Here is a 3,978-nt window from a genome sequence, read left to right on the forward strand (position 1 = left end):
CTTTTAGTCAGTGAAATCAAAGCTACATTCCATTCGAGAAATTCCGGGAATACCTTTGTCCTTTGTAAATCAATATACTGATTTATACGCACTGAATTGACTGTAGGCAGACCCTTGTATGTCTGATATTCTTTTAAAAAATCTTGTATAAGTAAAACCGGAATATTAAACCAGACATTCCTTGGCTCGAAATCAGCATCAGGCTTGCCCAGGGACAAAATAAAGTTTTGAGCTACTTCAAAATTAGATTTGAGTATTGTTTCAGAAGCAGGGAGTGTTGAGGTCTCTATAAGCGTTCCCTGATAATTCAAGCGCATATTATCTGCTGCCCGCATTTTCATTACACTTGTTACCATCATATCCGGGTGATCCTCAACACGCAGACCGAAATCTATGGGCGTAAGTTTCAAACGGGACATTTCAATAAACTCTTCCCTCAATGATTCGAACGCAGTTGATATGTGCCGATACCATTTAAACAGATCAGGAGTAGTATAGATTCTGCAAAGGTCTTCGAAACCATTTCTATATCCAAACCATCTCCCCATCTGCATCAAGGTATCATATAATGAAGTACTTCTGGTAAAGTAGCTTATAGTTAATCCTTCAAGTGTTAGTCCTCTGGACAGTTTATCACCACCTATTGCTATACTCCACAAACCTGTTCTGGCTTTCGTTTTATAATCAAGTATATCACCCACCGTTCCGTTTATTATGCGACATTGTTGCTCCAACTTCTTTACTGTCTTTTTTATAAAAGGGATAATATCGGCCCATTCGGGTATGATCTTATCCATTTCTATTGAAGTAAGCACAAAATCTTTCTGATAAAGCTCCTGCATATCTGTAAGTATGTCTATATCATCGGATAAAACAGCCAATTTTATAATACTCACTTCATCATTAACTAGTTCTGCTAAAGTGGCTTGAATGGCATTATACCTGGTACAATGAATCAGCATGGTATTGTGTTTTGTATCTTGACCTCTGTACCAACGAATGGCAGATGAAATTATAAATGCTTTTAATGCTTGCTTTAATGTTTCCGGCAATGCTGTAAGCGTATAATCAGCTTTGTGTCGAACGGGTAAGATGCTATTTTGACCTCCTGAATCAGCAACACCTCTATAAATAGGCAAGCCGGTATCTGCATCATTATTTAAGCCAAATACTTCTTTTGGACCAAGATAATTGGAAGGCGCCCCCAGAGTTTTAATAAAAGCAGAAGGAAAAAGATCTTTGCCGAGTACCCTGTGATCTATATTATGTCGGATAAAAATATTGGCAAACGGTGTGGCGGTAAACCCGATATAAACCTTTTGTCTGAATAGATTCAGAATTTCCCTTATACAGTAATTTATTGCTGTCGGATCAAGCTCGTCACCATCTGAGCTAACCGTCTTTTTGGTATTAATGGATGCCTGATCAGCTTCGTCATCAATAATCAACAATGGAAGATTATTAAACTGACTAACATTATCCTTTTTTTAGGTAAGATCATCATCAAATATATCTATCCAATGCTGAAGGTATTTTCTAAGATTGGTAAGAATAGATTTATTCTTTTTTATTACAAATAAGATAGGTCTTTCACTACTGGGTGGAGTGCCTCTGGACTTTCTGATGTTAAAATCCCCTGATTTATTTGGCTTCAAATTCGATTCAGTAAAATAATCAATCGGAATATAAGTTTCTCCCGGAAGTGTAGAAACCCCTATTCTTTTCTGTTTCTCTTCTGGATTAGTATCAATACCCAGCACCTCTTCGTCAATTCTTTCCTGGGTCTGTTGTCGTAAGCTTTCCTGTGTTCCGGCAAGAATTATGACGATTCTGTAACCAGAGTCTATTGCTTTATTAACAATCCCCATAAAGTTAGCGGTTTTACCGGATTGCACATATCCAACAACCAGCCCCCTACGATCAAATGACCGGTTTGGAATAGTAGGATCCTCAATGTTTTCCAGAATTTCGTCAGATATAGTATCAATTTTATCTACAGACGATTCAGCCCATCCTTTAATGTGTGTGAGGTATTTCCGGTATCTGTTCCAGAAGCGAAACTTGATTTCATCATTTGCCTTCTTAGGCCGGTACCAATCTATATGTCCTTCATTATCTGTTAATGAATAATGCGTTCCATCATCTACAATCAGGTTAACTTCTTCATCCAACTCTTTACGAATGTAGTCTTTTAGCTCATTTATTGAAGCAAAAGCTTTTCCGGGAAGAATGACCTGTTCAAAGGAGAAAGGAGAACATACCATATCAATAGCCTGAGACATTGCTTTATCATAATCCATCGCCTTTTTAAACGTCTCAAACAGACCTCTTATATTTGCTTTCAGTTCGTTAAAATGTATCATAATTTATTATTTTAATCTCTGAAATACATCCATTGCATTCAGTTGCGCTATTGCATTCTTTTCAGGAACCCCGGATTCAATTAATACCCGGAGTGCGGTTTCATATATTTCTTCAAGTTCAGACACCTTATGCTGTAAAGGCGTACCTATTATTACTGATGTTCAGTCCAGCCCTTTGTCATTTGGACTTGATCTTTTTCATCTTTAGACATTTTGGATTCGTGAGGCAAAATGTATGGTTGAATAACTATATTTCGCCCTTTAATTGATAATTGTTCTTCCTGCAATTCTGTTGAAGGATATTCGGAAGATATATCGAATGGGTTTACAGGGGCAACTATATCATTAAAAATTACGATTTCCAGATCATTTTTCTCTATATAGCGATGAAAAATTAATCCAAGATGTTTTTTAACGTTTTCAAATTTTCTATAAAAATTTTCTTTATCCAGATTGTGTTCGTCAGACTCCATTAGTCGGTCCATTTTCTCCCAGAGTATAACTGTTCCTTTGCTACCAAATGTCAGCTCACCTAAATTCTTCCTTGAATGATCATCAATACAGTCTCTTAATAGTGCCCAATCCTTTTTTTTAGCTATAAAATCTAAATCCCAACACCTTACAAACTCTTTTAGCTTTGTTTTTTTTGTTTTTACAGTAAGTCGTCTGCATTGAGAGAAAGAGGCGGTTTTAAGGCCTAATCCAAAACGGCCAAGATCATCATCAAGCCTTTCTTCAAGCGGGTCCAAACTACCCAACCTCATTGCATCTTTCAATTGCTGTTCATTCATTCCATCCCCATTATCCTCTATTCTTACAAAAGATGCATATCTATCTATTCCAAAAGATATATGTATTTTAGATGCTTTAGCAGAAATGCTGTTGTCAATCAAATCAGCAATTGAAGTCTCTATGGAATATCCGTAAGACCTTGCAGATTGAAATTGGTACTCAGCTTTTGGTCTTATAATATCATATTTTGCTTCTTTATTCTTCATGAGAATTGCTATTTATGAGTTATAATATTTCTTAAGTCACTTGCTGTTATAATTGTATAATGAATATCCAGTAGCTTATGACAGCTAGGGCAAACGAAAATAAAATCATCAGGATTAACCTCACGGGTTAATGATGACTCATCAATTACTCCTATGTAATGTAATTCCATCAAATCATCCCCTAAAGTTCCATATGTGTTCAATGAATTCATATTGCATACAAAGCATGTGGAGATTTCGCCTGTTTTAATAGTATTCTTTTTTAAACGTAGAGTTAGTGGGTTTAATTCCATATTTTTATGGTAATTGAATTTAAAATCCCGTTCCTTAGATGAAACATAAGGCATAATAGGTTCGGCTAATCGTTCCTCTCCTACATTATTCGTAAATTGTTTAATTAAATCAGCCTCTTCTTTCAATTTACCCCGATGCATACGGTATTCATCAAATATCGTTTTCGCCAGTTTACCAGAATTGGATAAACCATCTCCTGCATATCCGGAGTCCATCGCTTTAAAATTACCTAATCTTCTGGCAACCCCACTTGGATTTCTGAATTTCTTTATGTCAGGAATGTTTTTATGTACAGATAACTTTCTGAGTAAATCACTTAGTAC

The 3,978-nt window shown here is 36.0% G+C and carries 4 protein-coding genes; all 4 read right to left on the minus strand.

Annotated features, from left to right (window positions below; translation table 11 throughout):
- On the minus strand, nt 1-1,451 hold a 1,451-nt coding region (locus AC1DG9_RS26010; RefSeq protein WP_477635563.1), incomplete at its 3' end, for a Z1 domain-containing protein.
- A 36-nt stretch (nt 1,452-1,487) separates the two neighbouring features.
- Complete coding sequence (locus tag AC1DG9_RS26015) at nt 1,488-2,363, minus strand: hypothetical protein (RefSeq protein WP_477635564.1); 876 nt, start codon at nt 2,361-2,363, stop codon at nt 1,488-1,490.
- A gap of 152 nt (nt 2,364-2,515) precedes the next feature.
- On the minus strand, nt 2,516-3,361 hold the full coding sequence (locus tag AC1DG9_RS26020; RefSeq protein ID WP_477635565.1) for an ATP-binding protein: 846 nt from the start codon (nt 3,359-3,361) through the stop codon (nt 2,516-2,518).
- Nucleotides 3,362-3,369: 8 nt separating this feature from the next.
- On the minus strand, nt 3,370-3,978 hold a 609-nt coding region (locus tag AC1DG9_RS26025), incomplete at its 5' end, for a hypothetical protein (RefSeq protein WP_477635566.1).

The organism is Pedobacter sp. 05L430, assembly GCF_056397585.1.